The sequence below is a fragment of the Paenibacillus sp. 2KB_22 genome, from assembly GCF_052115745.1.
GTDB lineage: Bacteria > Bacillota > Bacilli > Paenibacillales > Paenibacillaceae > Paenibacillus.
This window is the reverse complement of record NZ_JBFRHG010000039.1, coordinates 1-407: the sequence shown is the minus strand read 5'-3', so window position 1 is coordinate 407 and position 407 is coordinate 1. Positions and strand designations below refer to the sequence as shown.

1 protein-coding gene is annotated in these 407 nt (G+C 69.0%); it reads left to right on the top strand.

Annotated elements, in window-relative coordinates:
• Positions 1–407, top strand: a 407-nt coding sequence (locus AB4111_RS31215) for a DUF4191 family protein (RefSeq protein ID WP_442035149.1), incomplete at both ends; no start/stop codon positions are given.

Below are 407 nucleotides of genomic sequence, written 5' to 3'. Positions count from 1 at the left end.
GCGCCACACTGATCCTGTCGCGGCGCGCCGAGCGTGCCGCGTTCGCCCAGATTGAGAACCAGCCGGGCGCCTCGGGCGCCGCGCTGGGCACCCTGCGCCGTGGCTGGATCACGGAAGACCAGCCCGTGGCGGTCAACCCCCGGACGCAGGACGCCGTGTTCCGCGCCGTCGGACGTCCCGGCGTCGTGCTGGTCAGCGAAGGTCCCAGCCACCGCGTCAAGCCGCTGATCGACGGCGAACGCAAGCGCCTCTCGCGCATCMTGCCCAACGTCACCATCCACGTGATCGAGAGCGGCCGCGGCGAGGGCCAGGTGCCGATCAGCCAGGTCGCCAAGAAGATGGGCAAGATGAAGAACGAGCTGACCAAGACCGAGGTCAACACCGTTTCGAAGCGCATCTCCTCCCTC